This window comes from Brevibacterium sp. CSND-B09, assembly GCF_052906525.1.
The window spans coordinates 736,642-751,062 of sequence record NZ_JBREGI010000001.1; the positions used below are offsets into that span (position 1 = coordinate 736,642).

Annotated in this window: 12 protein-coding genes and 1 riboswitch; of the genes, 5 read left to right on the forward strand and 7 right to left on the reverse strand. The window is 65.8% G+C overall.

The window, feature by feature from the left end; all coding sequences use genetic code 11:
• Positions 1-35 precede the first annotated feature (35 nt).
• From ACU4IU_RS03635 to ACU4IU_RS03660, 6 genes are all read right to left on the reverse strand, one after another.
• Positions 36-1,754: a glycerol-3-phosphate dehydrogenase/oxidase gene (locus ACU4IU_RS03635; protein ID WP_446655890.1), complete on the reverse strand. Its 1,719-nt coding sequence runs from the start codon at positions 1,752-1,754 to the stop codon at positions 36-38.
• 188 nt (positions 1,755-1,942) lie between these two features.
• Positions 1,943-2,920 carry a Ppx/GppA phosphatase family protein gene (locus tag ACU4IU_RS03640; protein WP_446655891.1) on the reverse strand — a complete coding sequence of 326 codons (978 nt, stop codon included), beginning with the start codon at positions 2,918-2,920 and terminating at the stop codon, positions 1,943-1,945.
• Between the two features lie 9 nt (positions 2,921-2,929).
• The gene (locus ACU4IU_RS03645) at positions 2,930-3,757 is read right to left on the reverse strand and encodes an enoyl-CoA hydratase/isomerase family protein (RefSeq protein ID WP_446655892.1); all 828 of its coding nucleotides are present in this window, start codon (positions 3,755-3,757) and stop codon (positions 2,930-2,932) included.
• Positions 3,758-3,781: 24 nt separating this feature from the next.
• Positions 3,782-4,903 (reverse strand): bifunctional 2-methylcitrate synthase/citrate synthase, encoded by a 1,122-nt coding sequence (locus ACU4IU_RS03650; RefSeq protein WP_139468626.1) that lies wholly within the window; start codon positions 4,901-4,903, stop codon positions 3,782-3,784.
• Complete coding sequence (gene prpB / locus ACU4IU_RS03655; protein WP_139468627.1) at positions 4,900-5,805, reverse strand: methylisocitrate lyase; 906 nt, start codon at positions 5,803-5,805, stop codon at positions 4,900-4,902. The genes ACU4IU_RS03650 and prpB overlap by 4 nt, the downstream gene beginning before the upstream one ends.
• On the reverse strand, positions 5,805-7,301 hold the full coding sequence (locus ACU4IU_RS03660; RefSeq protein WP_139468628.1) for an MmgE/PrpD family protein: 1,497 nt from the start codon (positions 7,299-7,301) through the stop codon (positions 5,805-5,807). Before ACU4IU_RS03660 ends, prpB begins: the two co-directional genes overlap by 1 nt.
• Positions 7,302-7,496: 195 nt before the next feature.
• On the opposite strand from ACU4IU_RS03660, the gene ACU4IU_RS03665 reads away from it, so the two are divergent.
• Complete coding sequence (locus ACU4IU_RS03665) at positions 7,497-8,036, forward strand: DUF4916 domain-containing protein (RefSeq protein WP_139468629.1); 540 nt, start codon at positions 7,497-7,499, stop codon at positions 8,034-8,036.
• A gap of 157 nt (positions 8,037-8,193) precedes the next feature.
• A complete protein-coding gene (locus tag ACU4IU_RS03670) occupies positions 8,194-9,111 on the forward strand; it encodes a universal stress protein (protein WP_139468630.1) in 918 nt (305 codons plus the stop codon).
• 36 nt (positions 9,112-9,147) lie between these two features.
• Here ACU4IU_RS03670 and ACU4IU_RS03675 read toward each other — a convergent pair whose 3' ends face one another.
• Positions 9,148-11,136, reverse strand: a complete 1,989-nt coding sequence (locus tag ACU4IU_RS03675; RefSeq protein ID WP_446655893.1) for a fibronectin type III domain-containing protein — start codon at positions 11,134-11,136, stop codon at positions 9,148-9,150.
• 146 nt (positions 11,137-11,282) lie between these two features.
• Positions 11,283-11,391, forward strand: a riboswitch (TPP riboswitch).
• Between the two features lie 22 nt (positions 11,392-11,413).
• Between ACU4IU_RS03675 and ACU4IU_RS03680 the strand changes: the two genes are divergently transcribed.
• From ACU4IU_RS03680 to ACU4IU_RS03690, 3 genes are read left to right on the forward strand one after another with little or no spacing between them, the layout of a single operon-like run.
• Positions 11,414-12,043, forward strand: a complete 630-nt coding sequence (locus tag ACU4IU_RS03680; RefSeq protein ID WP_139468632.1) for an ECF transporter S component — start codon at positions 11,414-11,416, stop codon at positions 12,041-12,043.
• Entirely contained in the window at positions 12,043-13,575 is a 1,533-nt protein-coding gene (locus ACU4IU_RS03685; RefSeq protein WP_139468633.1) for an ABC transporter ATP-binding protein, read from the forward strand. Before ACU4IU_RS03680 ends, ACU4IU_RS03685 begins: the two co-directional genes overlap by 1 nt.
• Positions 13,576-13,585: 10 nt before the next feature.
• Positions 13,586-14,413: an energy-coupling factor transporter transmembrane component T family protein gene (locus ACU4IU_RS03690; RefSeq protein WP_248283961.1), complete on the forward strand. Its 828-nt coding sequence runs from the start codon at positions 13,586-13,588 to the stop codon at positions 14,411-14,413.
• Positions 14,414-14,421: the final 8 nt, after the last annotated feature.

Genomic DNA, 14,421 nt, shown 5'->3' on the forward strand with positions numbered 1-14,421 from the left:
ATTCGGTTGTGGTCCCGCACTTCTCTGTGAACGGTTCAGTGGAGGGTCGCACCGACCAGGGCCGCCGCCGAGGCGTCATCGTCGGTGGATTCGGCCGCGACCTGGGCGTCGACGTGGGCGTTGAACGCCTCGACCTCGGCCGTCTGCCGGTCGTCGTCCCACCCGAGGACGGGTGCGACGATGGCCGCGACCGCCTCGGCGGCGTTCTTCCCCCGGTCGCGAGTCTCGTAGTTCAGCCGCATCCGCCGCTCCAGGATGTCGCCGAGGTGGACGGCCCCCTCCGCGGCGGCCGCGTAGTGGGCTTCGACGCGCAGGTAGCGTTCGGCGCCGTCCAAAGGCTGTCCGAGCTCCGGATCCTCATCGACGAGGTCGAGCAGATCCTCGATGAGGGTGCCATAGCGGCGGATGAGTCGTTTGACGCGGTCCTCGTCCCATCCGTACTTCTCCGCGATTCCGGATTGGCCGCGCCTCAGTGCACCGACGCCCTGGGCACCGAGCAGCGGCACGGATTCGGTGAGTGACCTGCGGTCCTTCGCATCGTCGCCGAGGACGAAATCGACGGCGTCTTCGGCCATCACTCGGTAGGTGGTGAACTTGCCGCCGGCGATCGCGGCGAGGGCCGGCTCGACCTCCATCACGGTGTGTTCGCGGGAGACCTTCGTCGAGGCCTGTCCTTCCTTGACGACCGGCTGGAGCAGCGGACGCAGTCCCGAGTAGACGCCGATGACATCCTCGCGGGTGAGTTTGTCGGCGAGGATGGCGTTGGCATGTTCGAGCAGGTAGTCGATGTCCTGCGAGGTCGCCACCGGTGCGTCGACGTCTTCGTTCCACGGGGTGTCGGTGGTGCCGATGACCCAGTAGCCTTCCCAGGGGATGACGAAGAGGACGGACTTCTCCGTCTTCGAGATGATTCCGGTGTTCGGGTCGGCCTTGATCTTGTCTTCGGCCACGGTGATGTGCACGCCCTTCGAGGCGAGCACCTTGAGCCCGGCATCGGCCTTCGCCAGATCCTGCTGCTCTTCGGTCCAGACTCCCCCGGCGAGGATGGTGCGGCGAGCGTGGATGTCGAACTCCTCACCGGTGATCTCGTCCCGGGCGTGGACGCCGGTGACCTGATCGCCGTCGTGGAGGTAGCCGATGACGGAGACGTGGTTGGCGGCAGCGGCTCCGTAGCTCACGGCCGAGCGGACCAGGTTCATGACGAAGCGGGCGTCGTCGACCTTCGCGTCATAGTATTCGAGGGCTCCGACGGCGGCGTCGTCGGCCAAGCCCGGGAAGTGGGCGCTCAGTGCCTTCTTCCCGAGGTGGCGGTGCATCGGCACAGCCCGTTTGCGGCCCGGCCGGGTGGCCATCGTGTCGTAGAGGAGCACGCCGGAGCCGATGAAGGCCCGGTCGATGAGGCGGTGCTCGAAGGGGAATACGAAGGCGACGGGTTCGACGAGGTGCGGCGCGGTGTGCTGGAGCAGCAGGTCGCGTTCCTTGAGCGCCTCCGCGACGAGCTTGAAGTCGAGCATCTCGAGGTACCGCAGTCCGCCGTGCATGAGCTTCGAGGACCGGGACGAGGTACCCGAGGCCCAGTCCTTGGCATCGACGACGCCGACCTTGAGTCCGCGGGTGGCTGCGTCGAAGGCCGATCCTGCTCCGGTCACTCCCCCGCCGACGACGAAGACGTCGAGCGGGTCGGCCGCGCTCGTCTTCTTCAGAGTCTCCAGCGCCTGGTCGCGGAAGTTCGGGGACAGCTCACCATTTCGCATCAGCAGATTCGTGCTTTCCGTCAGAAGATTCGGGCTTTCACCGATGTCGGCACGGGCAGATCAGTGCGGGTGCCGCCTCGGCGACTAATCAAAAACTAGCAGGCGAACCTGAATTCCGGTAGCAATCCGACAGATGCGAAGGCGGCTCAACCGTGTCCGGAAACGTCGGCGTGCGACCCGCCGAAGGCTCAGTCGAGGGCGGCGACGGGCTCGACGCGCATCGCCGATGACTGTTCGGCCGAGTCGAGGAGGTCGAGTTTGCGCATGATGATGCCTTCACGCAGCGCCCATGGGGAGATGTTCATGACGCCGATGTCGAAGATCGTGAAGGCCGCCTCGGCGACGATCGCTCCGGCCAGCACCTGTCCGGCTCGGGCTTCGGAGACGCCGGGCAGGGTGGCACGTTCCTCGGGGGTGCGGGAGGCGAGGGTGTCGATGATGCCTTCGAGGTCGCGGCGGAAGAGCTTCCGCGGAGCATAGATTCCGTCTCCGCTCGGGGCTGCGCCGGCGATGCGGGCCAGCGAGCGGAAGGTCTTCGACGACCCGACGACCTGGTCGGGCACTCCGACCCTGTTGATGTCGCCGGCGATGCGTCCGATCTGCGCCCGGGCATGTTTGCGCAGGCGGTGGATGTCCTCTTTAGTGGGCATCGGGTCCGGGAGGAACTCGGAATAGGTGCGTCCGGCGCCGAGCGGAACCGACACGGCCGCCTGCGGGTATTCGTCCTGACCCGCCGCGATCTCGAGCGAGCCGCCGCCGATGTCGAGCAGCAGGATCTTCCCGGCCGACCACCCGAACCAGCGGCGGGCGGCGAGGAAGGTCACGCGGGCCTCGTCCCGACCCGACATCACGTTGAGGGTGACCCCGAGCTGAGCGTTGATCGATTCGATGAGTCCGATCCCGTTCGGAGCTTCCCTGACCGCCGAGGTGGCGAAGGCGAGGATCTGCTCCGCGCCTTGGTCTTCGGCGATCTCGACGGCATCGGCGATGAAGGAGCGCAGCCGTTCCTGCCCTTCGGAGTCGATCGTTCCGTCGTCGCTGAGGAATTCGGCGAGTCGGAGCACCTCCTTGTGCGAGGTGGCCGGCAGGGGCGGTGCTCCGACGTGGGCGTCGACGACCAGGAGGTGGACGCTGTTGGAGCCGATATCGAGGACTGCTAGGCGCATTCGCTCAGTTTATCCTCTCCGCGGGACTCCGTGAGAACGAACCTGGGGACCGTTCTGCCATGCGGATTTGGCGAAGCCGAATTCCGGCGGCTCCTTGGCGAAGAAGGCTTCCTGACCGCGGATGATCTCGTCCCGGTAGGCGTCATCGAGCCACCGAGGCGGCTCCGTGTCCTCCGTCAGTTCACCGTCGAGGATCGCCTTGGCACCGACCTGGCTGAGCCGGGACAGTCCCACGATCCGCTCCCCCAGGGCCTGTGCCGTCTCGAGCGGGGTGTCGGAGACTTCGTGGAAGAACCCGAGTTCGGCCATCTTCTCGAACTTCACGATCGAGGCCGTGATGAGCAGGTACCGTGCCCAGGCGTCGCCGAGGATCTCAGCCAGCCGCTTCGTGGGTCCGGCCGGGTACACGAGTCCGAGTTTGGCTGCGGTGACGCCGAAGATCGATCCGGGGGCGGCGATGCGGATGTCGCAGGCCGCGGCGATCTCCGTTCCTCCGCCCACGCAGTTGCCGGTGATCGCGGCGATCGTCGGTGTCCGCGAGCTCGCAAGGGCCGCCTCGGCGGTGGAGTTGAGTTCCCAGAAGTCCGCGAGTGCGACGTTGAGGTCGGCGATGTCCGAACCGGCGGAGAAGTGCCCGCCGGCCCCGGTGATCACCAGCGCGCCGATCGAATCGTCGGCATCGACGTTCGCGATGATCTGCGGCAGCGCCCGCCACATGGGCCGGGAGATCGCATTGCGTTTTTCGGTCCGATCAATGACGAGGGTTCCGACCCCACCGGAGACGGTGAAGTCGAAACCCTCGAGATCGACCGGACGGTAGGAGCCGTCTGGTCTCATATGTGTGTTCTGCCTTTCGAGAGGTCAGCCCCGGTTGTCGGGAACCTCGCGCTGGTCCTCACCGTCGTAGGCGCTCAGGGGACGGATGAGGGCGTTGTTCGCCTGCTGCTCGAAGATATGAGCGGTCCAGCCGGTGATGCGTGCCATCACGAAGATCGGGGTGAACTGCTCGGTGTCGAAGCCCATGAGGTGGTAGGCCGGGCCCGAGGGGTAGTCGAGGTTCGGGTAGATGCCCTTGCGCCCGACGAAGTCCTCTTCGAAGGTGTTGTACAGATCCAGCAGATCGTTCGCACCCTTCACCGCGACCATGTCCTCGAAGGCCTTGCGCATGGTGGGAACGCGCGAATCTCCGTTCTTGTACACGCGGTGGCCGAAGCCCATGATCTTCGCCTTCTTCGCCAGTGCCTCGTCGATCCAGGCCGAAGCCTTATCGGCGGTGCCGACCTCTTCGAGCATCGCCATGACGGCTTCGTTCGCTCCGCCGTGCAGGGGTCCCTTGAGCGCCCCGACGGCACCGGCGACTGCCGAGTACAGGTCCGATGTGGTCGAGGTGATGACTCGACCGGTGAAGGTCGAGGCGTTGAACGAGTGCTCGGCGTAGAGGATCATCGACACGTCGAAGCAGCGTACGACCTCCTCGGCAGGAACTTCGTCGAAGACCATCTTGAAGAAGTTTGCGGCGTAGCCGAGGTCCTTCGTCGGGGCGACGGGGTCGAGGCCGTGACGGCGACGGTGGTCGATGGCCACGATCGTCGGCAGCTGGGCGTAGAGACGCTCGGCCTTCGCGAGGTTCGCCTCGGCACCCTCGGTGTCGGCCTCGGGGTCGACGGCGCCCAGGTAGGCCACAGCCGTCTGCACGACGTGCATCGGGTGGCAGTCCTTGGGCAGGCCGAGGATGAGGTCGACGAGCTTGCCATCGATCTCACGCTGGGAGCGTTCGCGTTCCTGGAATTCCGCCAGCTGCGCCTCGGTGGGCAGTTCGCCGTTCCAGATGAGGTAGGCGACGTCCTCGAAGCTGCGCTTGGCGGCGAGCTCCTGCACGGGGTAGCCGCGGTAAGTCAGCGAGTTGGTCTCCTGGACCACTTTGGACACTGCGGTGGTGTCGACCACGACACCGGCGAGGCCCTTCTTGATTTCTTCGGTCACTGGTGACCCTCCTGTGAGAAGTTGAAGACTGCGGCATCGAACTCGTTGTACGCCGCGTAGTCGATCGTGTCATACAGGTCCGCGCGGGTCTGCATGCCCTCGAGCAGGTCCACCTGAGTGCCCTTGTCCCGAATGGTCTGCAGGCCCGATTTGATCGCACCCATGGCGATGCGCAGAGTCGTGACCGGGTAGATCACAAGTTTGACTCCGACATTCGCCAACTGTTCGGTGGTGAACAGTTCGCTCTTTCCGAATTCCGTCATGTTCGCCAGGATCGGCACATCGACGCTGGAGGCGAATCTCTCGAACTCTCCGAGATCTCGCATCGCCTCTGGGAAGATCATGTCCGCTCCCGCATCGGCGTAGGCCTTCGCCCGGTCGATGGCGGCGTCGAGGCCTTCCCCTGCGCGGGAGTCGGTGCGGGCGCAGATGACGAAGTTCTCGTCTCGGCGCCCCTTGACGGCGGCCTTGATGCGCTTGGACATCTCGGCCGCGGTCACGACCTCCTTGCCGTCGAGGTGGCCGCAGCGCTTCGGGTTGACCTGGTCCTCCAGGTGCATGCCCGAGATTCCGGCGTCCTCGAACTCCTGGACGGTGCGGGCCACATTCATGGCTTCGCCCCATCCGGTGTCGGCGTCGATGAAGGTCGGCAGGTTCGTCACTCGGGCGATATTGCGTCCGTGGTCGGCCACCTCGGTGAGGGTGGTCAGTCCGATATCGGGCAGACCCATGGCCGCGGAGAACGCGCCACCGGAGATGTAGACGCCTTCGAAGCCGGTCTGCTCGATGATCTGAGCGTTGATCGGGTTGATGGCGCCGGGGAACTGGACGATCTCGTCGCCTGCGAGCAGCTCGCGGAACTTGGCGCGGCGCTCGGCGGGGGTTGCCTGTGCACCGAGCATCAGAAGATGCCCTTCGATCCGCTGTGCTCGAGTCCGTCGACCGTGAAGCTCAGTTCCGCAACGCCCTTGGCGTCGAGGCTCTCGAGGTTCTCGGCGAGATCGAGGAACCGGGTCTGCTCCGAATCGGAGACGATGCCCTCGGCCAGGGTCTTGAACTTCTCGATGTAGTTCGCACGGGCGAAGGGACGGGCGCCGAAGGGGTGGGCGTCGGCGACGGCGATCTCGTCGGTCAGCGTCGAGCCGTCCTCGAATTCGATCTCCACGCGTCCGCCGAAGGCCTTCTCGTTCGGGTCGATCGAGTGGTAGCGGCGGGTCCACTCGGGATCCTCGGTGGTCTCGATCTTGTGCCACAGCTCGACGGTGTCGGGACGGCCGGCGCGTTCGGGAGCGTATGAGTGCTCGTGGTGCCAGCCCTGGTCCTGCATGGCCACGGCGAAGATGTACATGATCGAGTGATCGAGGGTCTCACGGCTGGCCTTCGGATCCATCTTCTGCGGATCGTTCGCACCGGTGCCGATGACGTTGTGGGTGTGGTGCGAGGTGTGGATGACGATGCGCTTGATCTTCGAAAGGTCCTCGATCTGCCCGCCAAGCTTGCGGGCGAGGTCGATGAGCGCCTGAGCCTGGTACTCGGCCGAGTGCTCCTTGGTGTAGGTGTCGAGGATCGCACGCTTCGATTCGCCCTTGCCCGGCAGCGGGATGGTGTAGCGGGCTTCGGGGCCGGAGAGGATCCAGGCGATGAAGCCGTCCTCGCCTTCGTAGATCGGGTTCGGGGCTCCCTCGCCGCGCATCGCACGGTCGACGGATTCGACGGCCATCTTGCCGGCGAACGCCGGAGCGTGGGCCTTCCAGGACGAGATCTCGCCCTTACGCGACTGACGGGTCGCGGTGGTCACATGCAGGGCCTGCTGGACGGCCTGGAAGGTGATCTCGGTGGGCAGGTGGAGCAGGGCACCGATGCCGGCTGCGGCCGAGGGGCCCAGGTGGGCGACGTGGTCGATCTTGTGCTCGTGCAGGCACATTCCCTTGACGAGGTCGACCTGGATCTCGTAGCCGGTGGCGATGCCGTTGATGAGGTCCTTGCCGCCGATGCCCTTGTGCTGGGCGACTGCGAGCACTGCCGGGATGTTGTCACCGGGGTGTGAGTACTCTGCGGCGAGGAAGGTGTCGTGGAAATCGAGTTCGCGCACGGCCACACCGTTGGCCCAAGCGGCCCATTCCGGTGAGAAGCGGTCGGTCACCGGCAGGCCGAAGATGTTGGCACCGGGATTGAACGGGTGAGCTTGAGCCTGCTCGCGAGCGTGGGTGGGAGCGGAGCGGCGCACGGATGCGGCAGCGACGGAAGCGTTGTCGATGACGCGGTTGATGACCATTTCGGTGACTTCGGAATCGACCGGCGTCGGGTCGGATGCGACCTCGGCGATCTTCCATGCGAGCTGATCTTCGCGAGCCAGGTTCTCTGAGCTCTTGTAGGTGCGGACTTCATGATTGATCATGGATACCCCTTCATAGTCCTTGACCGGAAATGGTCACATAGTGCTGACACAACTGTAGGCCACGTCACTCGACAGGTCCCTGCCGGTCGGAAATTTATCTCGACATCAAGATATTTTACCCGAAGCGTGTCCCAGTTCACCAACGGGGTCCCCATGCTCTTCTGCCGCGAGGGATGGTTGTGGGAATATTGGGTCATGACTCGGACTGCCCTGGACTTCGACGAGAACTGGTTCGACGACGCGGAATACGCGCGCCTGCGCAGACGCATGCCGATCCCCTATGTCAACGCCATCCCAGTGCGGGTGGGCGAGACCGGCAATGTCGAACGCATCGGCCTGCTGCTGCGCAGCCTCGAGGACGGCACCCTCGGACGCGAGGTCGTAGGCGGGAGGATCCGCTTCCACGAGACGATCCGAACCGCATTGGTGCGTCATGCCGAGAACGACCTCGGCCCGATGGCGCTGCCGGTCATTCCGCCTGCGATCAGCCCGTTCCACATCGCCGAGTACTTCCCCACCGAGGGTTCGGCCCTCCTCCACGATCCGCGCCAGCATGCGATCGCCATGTGCTTCATCATGGAGGTCCGCGGCGAATGCACCCCGCGGGCCGATGCCCTCAGCCTCGATTGGCTGACCCCCGAGGAGACCATGCGTCCCGATATCGTCGGCGAGCTCTGCTACGGCCAGGACCATATCCTGCGCATCGCACTGGCCCATCTGGGCTTCCGCGTCTGAGCCAGATGCACGCCCAGGTGAGACGGACCTTCTCGCCCCACGTTTTTTCTACAAGTTGTAGAACCGTCTTGGTAGACTGAAAGCGACGCGGACGATATCGCCAGTCGGGGCCGTCGTCGGCGTCTGGGTTGGACAGGCCCCGATCGAGAGGTGCGAGATGTCTGCTCAAACCAGTTCGTCCGAATCCGGCCTCAGCCTCGAACTCGGCGTCCTCGTCGGCTTCGACGGCTCGGAACTCGCCGCCCAAGCCGTCCGCTACGGCGCAGTCGAGGCCGAACGCCGCAGAACTGTTCTCACCGTCGTCACCGCCTATGAGCTGCCGACGATGATCTATCCGAATATGGCCTCCATCCCCAGTGAACCCGAGGATGACAAGGCGAAGAAGGAAGCAGAGAAGACCCTCGCCGAGGCGGTCGAACTTCTGCGCGATTACTCCGGTGAGAAGTCCTTCCGCACGGCACCCGGCAATTCCGCCGGTGCGCTCGTCACGCTCAGCGCCGATGCCGAGGTCGCCATCGTCGGCGCCCGCGGCCGCGGCGGTTTCATGGGTCGAGTCCTCGGATCCGTGTCCACGGCGCTGCCTGCCCACGCTCACTGCCCGACGATCGTCGTTTCCGAACGGTCGGCCTCGGCAACGGCCGGCAACGGCCCAGTCGTCGTCGCGGTCGACGGTTCCGACAGCGGTCGGGTCGCAATGTTCACGGCAGCCGCCGAGGCCGCCTTACGCGGCACGGAACTCGAACTCGTCGTGGTGCTGCCGGCCGGTGAGGAATGGCTCTACTGGTACCCCGACCTCGAACTCAGCTCCGAGGTCACCGCGCGTCGGCAGAGGCAGCTGTCCGAATCACTCGAGACGGAAGCCGGGACGCTGTCGGAGCAGTTCCCGGATCTGACGGTGACCACCTCGGTGCCGGTCGGCGATCCGACTGAGACTCTTGTCGAGATCAGCTCCCGCGCACAGCTGACGGTGATGGGCACCCGTGGGCGCGGACGGATCCGCAGCGCACTGCTGGGATCCGTCTCGCGCGGAGTCCTCAACCACGCCGAAGGCCCGGTCATGGTGGTTCCCAGCTGATCGGCAGCGCCGTGCTGATCAGCCAGGAGGTGCTGATCAGCTGAGCCCGGCACCTCGACGGCGACGGCTCACCACGAGAAGTGTCGCGCCGAGTGCCAGCGCTCCCGCGCCGACGGCCAAGGGCAGTGCGAGCCCACCGCCGGTGCGGGGCAGGTCTCCATCCCCACTCGCCGAGGCGGTCCCGGATGAATCCGAATCATCGCCCGTTCCTGCGGCGTTCGCCTCGGTCGCATCTGCCTCGGCTGCATCTGCCTCGGAGCCGGAGTCGGCAGTGCCGGCATCTGCTGTCCCCGAGTCTGTTCCGTTCTCGTCATCGGTACCGTCAGACCCGACACCACCCGAGCCGGCACCGTCGGAGCCGGCACCGTCGGAGCCGGCACTGTCGGAGGCGGTGCCACGCGTACCAGCGTCGTCGCTGGTTCCGGCATCATCGGCACCTGCGTCCGCGTCGTCGCTCGTTCCTGCACTGTCGGCGTCATCATTCGCACCTGCATCATCAGCACCTGCCGCGGAGTCGGCACCCGCGCTGGCGCCGGAACCGGCGTCTGCACCGGCGTCGTCATCCGGGGCGGGTTCTTCCGCCTCGGCGCGCCTGAGTTCGACATCGTCGATCTGCTCGGCTGCGGCCTGCGCTTCCGCGCGCTCACCATCGGCCGGTGGCCCACCTGCCGGCACCTCATAGGTCGTCGCCCGCAGCGCCTCGTCGCTGACCCGGACCCGCGTGAAGGCGGGCACGTCGTTGTGGACGCTCTTGCCTTCCCAGTCGAGGCCGGGAACGTAGTCATAGAACTTCGACCCTGATGACGAGGTCAGCGTGAGGTAGAGCGTCTGCCCGTCTTCCTTCTCTTCCTCGGCTCCCGCTTCGGAGCCCTCAACAGGCTTGCCTTCGCCGTCCATGAGGAAGGTGCGGTTATAGATGTGGTCGTGGCCGGAGACGACGAGGTCGATGTCATTGCGGGCCGCGACCGGAGGGATCGCCTTCCGCAGCCGTTTGACGTCGAGGTCGTCCCAATGGGTTGCCGTCGAATAGATCGAGTGGTGGAACCCGAGAACAGTCCAGCGTGCCTGGTCTCCGTGCTCGGCGACGACCTCGTCGATGAACTCGGCGTGGGCATCCATGTCCGGGCTGTTCGAGTTGATGTTGAGGAACAGGACCCCGTCCTCGATGAACCAGTAGTCGCCGCCGGAGGTGATGACGCCGCCACCGCCGTGATCCTGGCTGACATTGGGTCGGTTGAAGTGCTGCTCGTAGGCTTTCGAAGACACATCGTGGTTGCCGATCGTCGTCGCTTGCGGGATCGTGCGGGTCGCTTCCGGTGCCAGGTACTGCGCGTACTGCTCCTGGTTGCCGGCGGAGTTGACCTGGTCTCCCAGCGAGTAGAAGAAGCTCGGGTCGTCAGCAGTGGCCGCCGCCGAGGACAGGGTCCGGTCCCAACCGGCAGCGTCGTCGGGATCCCCGCCTCCGGCACCGACCTGGGGGTCGCCGAAGACGAGGAATTCGTCGTCTCCTCCAGCAGACCCTGTGGTGAACTGCTGCACCTCGGTGTACCCGTCCTCTTCGCTGCCGACCTGGTAGGCGTATTCGGTGTCGGGTTCCAGGTTAGTCATGCTCGCATGGTTGAAGTGACGCTTGAGGTCGGTGGCAAGGCCCGAGTCCGTGGTCTCAGCCTTGTCAGCATCGGCGGGGAGCTTTCCGCCGTCGACCTCACTAGCCGGTGCCCACCGGACCTCTCCCCCACCGGCACTCTCGCTCATCCACGAGAGGTTGCGCGCCGTGGAGTCGGCCCCAACCTGCAACACGGTATCGGTGATCGCCTCGCTCCCCGCGTCCGCCTCGGCGGGCGAATCCGTCCGGTCAGGGCTCGGAGTCTGAGCAGAGTCGGCCTTCGCGCCCTGGGTCGCGGTCGACCCTCCGGAACCGAGAGATGGTTCGGCACGCACAGGCACCGGGGCCGCCACCAGAGCGGCGAGCAGGGTGGCGGCGGACAGGGCACTGAGCGGTCTCTTCAGTCGATGCGTATTCACCCGCCCATTCCTACTGACCAGTAGTGTCCGGTTGTTCGAGGCCCATCGACGGGAATGGGAACGGGAAGTGAATCCTCGATGACCGCCCCCGGCCTCCGCGTCGCCACGGATCCCGGTCGCTGCCCCGCTCCCCTGTTGTACAGTGGTGGCTACGACAGGGGAGCGCCGTCAGGGGCGCTGAGAGTGCAGAAGAAGCTGCAGACCCTCGAACCTGATGCGGTTAGCACCGCCGAAGGAAGTCGAGACTCTTCACCCCTCCTTGAAATGAGGAGGCACAATGCCGAATACCACTACGCCGAGCACCACCCCCACCTCTTCACGCGCCTTCACCGCGGCGCCGAAATCCAAACAGTGGCGGGTGGTCGACTATGTCACCACCGCCGTTCTCGGCATTGCCGTGGGGCTTGTGTTCTGGGTGTTGGCGCTGAGCTGGAAGGTCCTCGAACTCGCCTTCCAGGCATTCCCGCCGTCGATCGGTCTCATCGCAGGACTCTGGGTGCTGGCCGGTCCGCTCGCCGGTGCCATCATCCGCAAACCCGGTGCCGCGCTCCTGTGCGAACTCATCGCCGCCATCGTCGAAGCCGTCCTCGGCTCTCACTTCGGAGCAACCGTCCTGCTCTCGGGTCTGCTGCAGGGCCTCGGTGCCGAACTCGTCTTCGCCGCCTTCGGCTACAAGCGCTTCACCCTGTGGGTCACCGCCGCATCGGGCATGCTGGCGGCTGCGTTCATGGCAGTGAGCGAGAACATCATGTACAACGCCGAATGGCAGTTCGGCTTCCAGGCGATCTACGCAGTCTGCGCGATCGTCTCCGGCCTCGTCATCTCCGGGATCGGCGCCTGGTTCGCCTACCGGGCGATCGCGGCCACGGGTGCTCTGAGCTCCTTCGCCTCCGGCCGTCTGCGCTGATGGCGCTGCCGATCACGGCCGCCGGCTTCTCGTGGTCGCACACCGACCGTGACCGGCCGGCTGTCGGTCCGCTCGATCTGCAGATCGCGGCCGGAGAGAAGGTGCTGCTGCTCGGTGCCTCCGGGGCCGGCAAATCGACGTTCCTCCACGCCGTCGCCGGTGTCCTGCCCGAGGAATCGGGTGAGGCCACCGGTGAACTCCTCGTCGGCGGTGAGAAACCGGATCCCCGCCGAGGCAGCACCGGGCTGGTCCTCCAAGATCCCGATTCTCAGGTGATCTTCTCCCGCATCGGTGATGATGTGGCGTTCGGGATGGAGAACCTCGGACTCCCGTCCGAGACAATCGACGCTCAGGTCTCCGAGTCCCTGCAGGCGCTGGGACTCGATCTGCCGCCGGAGCATCCGAGTGCCGCTCTGTCCGGTGGGCAGAAGCAGCGGCTGGCTCTGGCCGGGATCCATGCGATGGCCCCGGAGGTCATCGTCCTCGACGAACCGACGGCCAATATCGATCCCGCCTCGGCCGCCGAGGTCCGCGATGCCGTGCTCACCGTGCAGGCCGAGACACAGGCGACCATGCTCATCGTCGAACACCGGGTGGAGCTGTGGCTCGATCACGTCGATAGGGTCATCGTGCTCGGCCGCGAAGGCATTGCTGCCCAAGGTCCGCCCGCGCAGATCTTCTCCGATCCGGACCTGACCGACACACTCGTCGACTGCGGAATCTGGATGCCGCGGCACTCCCCCGACCCGCGCCGAGGCGGAACCGCAGAAATCAATAGGACGACGGGCCGCCTCGGCGAGGTTCTGCTGCGCACCCATCGGCTCAGCGTTGCTCGACCGCGCATGGCCACCCCCGCCGCGACCGACCTTGACCTGAGCCTGCGTGCCGGTCAGGCACTCGGAATCGTCGGTGCGAACGGGGCAGGCAAATCGACCACGGCCCTGACCCTGGCGGGCCTTCTGCCCGAATTCTCCGGACAGGTCCTCGCCGAGGCGCCCCTGCGGGACGGAGCCAAACGGGCCCGGCCATTCGCCTGGCCGTCGAAGCAGCTGGCGGCGCGCATCGGCATGGTCTTCCAGGAACCGGCACACCAGTTCCTCACCTCGAGCGTGGCGACCGAACTCGAGCTGGGCCCCCGACTGGCCGGATGGTCTGCCGCCGAGTCGCAGGCACGGGTGGATGAGCTTCTTGAGGGACTCGGTCTCACCGGGTTGGCGCAGGCTCATCCGCAGAGTCTCTCAGGTGGGGAGAAGCGACGCCTGTCGGTGGCAACGATGCTGGCGCCCCGGCCACGGGTGCTCATCGTCGATGAGCCGACCTTCGGTCAGGATGCGCTGACGTGGGCGGGGTTGGTGGAGATGTTCCTCGACGCCTTGGTACACGGTTCCGCGGTGGTCGCGGTCAGCCACGATCAGGCGTTCCTCGAGGCCATAGGTGCCGATGTCCTCAAGCTCGGTGGCTGCCTGAGTGCAGATCGCGATGTCGTCGACGAGTCGGAATCGCGTGTCAGGGCGGGTGATCGCGGTGAGTGAGAGTCTCGATGTGCGTTCTCGCCCCTCCCCTGAGGTCGCCGTACAGGATCCGGGACAGCTCATCCCCGTGGTGCGTTCCACCGCTTTGGCTCGGTGCAATCCGCTGACGAAGATCGCAGTGGCCCTCATCCTCATGGTCGGGGCGCTGCTGAGCATTGATCTCATCTCTGCCGGGGTGGTGCTGCTCGCGGCAGTGCTGGCGCTGCCGGCGACGGGACTCGATCTGGTGGCCGCGGCCAAGCGGCTGTGGTTCCTCCCCGCCGGCGCTCTGCTCGCCGCTTGGGGCACGGCGCTGTTGGCGGAGAAGACTGGGGATGTGGTCGTCGACTTCGGTCCGATTCTGTTCACCACCGGGTCGCTGGCCGCGGCCGCGGCGATCTTCGTCCGTGCCTTGGCATTGGCGATCCCGCTCATCGTGCTCGCGTCGACGATCGATCCGCGTGATCTCGCCGATGCGCTCATTCAGCATCTGCGGCTGCCAGAGGTGGTTGTGGTCTCGGTTCTCGCGGCCTCACGTCTGCTCGGACTGCTGGTCAGTGAGTGGCAGGTGCTGGCGATGGCCAGGCGGGCCAGAGGTGTCGCGGGCGGTTCGCTTCTGCGGCGCACGGGCAGCCTCTTCAGCGGGGTATTCGTTCTGCTCGTGGTCTCGATTCGCCGGGCAACGAACCTGGCGATGGCGATGGAGGGACGGGCATTCGGTCGTCCGGGCCGCACGTGGCGCAGGCGGTCGAGTTTCGCGGTCCGAGATGTCGTGGCGGTGCTTCTCAGTCTGGCTGTCTGCGCGGTCGCGATCGGTGCGGCTCACATGTTCGGAGTCTGGAACCCGATCATCGGCTGAGGCGGATC

Coding starts and splice junctions, on each gene's coding strand:
- ACU4IU_RS03680 (WP_139468632.1), top strand. CDS start 11,414: ATGCCGAATACCACTACGCCGAGCACCACCCCCACCTCTTCACGCGCC.
- ACU4IU_RS03660 (WP_139468628.1), bottom strand. CDS start 7,301: ATGATCAATCATGAAGTCCGCACCTACAAGAGCTCAGAGAACCTGGCT.
- ACU4IU_RS03640 (WP_446655891.1), bottom strand. CDS start 2,920: ATGCGCCTAGCAGTCCTCGATATCGGCTCCAACAGCGTCCACCTCCTG.
- ACU4IU_RS03665 (WP_139468629.1), top strand. CDS start 7,497: ATGACTCGGACTGCCCTGGACTTCGACGAGAACTGGTTCGACGACGCG.
- ACU4IU_RS03635 (WP_446655890.1), bottom strand. CDS start 1,754: ATGCGAAATGGTGAGCTGTCCCCGAACTTCCGCGACCAGGCGCTGGAG.
- ACU4IU_RS03685 (WP_139468633.1), top strand. CDS start 12,043: ATGGCGCTGCCGATCACGGCCGCCGGCTTCTCGTGGTCGCACACCGAC.
- ACU4IU_RS03670 (WP_139468630.1), top strand. CDS start 8,194: ATGTCTGCTCAAACCAGTTCGTCCGAATCCGGCCTCAGCCTCGAACTC.
- ACU4IU_RS03645 (WP_446655892.1), bottom strand. CDS start 3,757: ATGAGACCAGACGGCTCCTACCGTCCGGTCGATCTCGAGGGTTTCGAC.
- prpB (WP_139468627.1), bottom strand. CDS start 5,805: ATGCTCGGTGCACAGGCAACCCCCGCCGAGCGCCGCGCCAAGTTCCGC.